The sequence below is a fragment of the Flavobacterium sp. LMO6 genome, assembly GCF_009495795.1.
Taxonomy (GTDB): domain Bacteria; phylum Bacteroidota; class Bacteroidia; order Flavobacteriales; family Flavobacteriaceae; genus Flavobacterium.
The window spans coordinates 1-261 of the sequence record NZ_WIBH01000093.1; the positions used below are offsets into that span (position 1 = coordinate 1).

General features: G+C 45.2%; 1 protein-coding gene. It reads left to right on the forward strand.

Features of this window, described 5'->3' with window-relative positions; translation table 11 throughout:
- A partial coding sequence (locus tag GFJ99_RS14005; RefSeq protein WP_203228806.1) for a SprB repeat-containing protein occupies window positions 1-261 on the forward strand: 261 nt, incomplete at both ends.

Sequence of the window (261 nt, forward strand, 5' to 3'; positions counted from 1 at the left end):
CTTATTCTTGGGCTCCATCTGGTGGAACTGCTGCAACCGCTTCGGGACTATCAGCGGGTACTTATACTGTAACTGTTACGGATGCGAATTCTTGTACAGCTACGCAAAGTTTTACAATTACAGAGCCTACTGCACTTGTAGTAACTCCAGCTTCACAAACCAATGTATCTTGTAACTCAGGATCTAATGGTTCAGCTACAGTTACTGTTTCTGGTGGAACGGCTGGATATACTTATTCTTGGGCTCCACCTGGTGGAACTG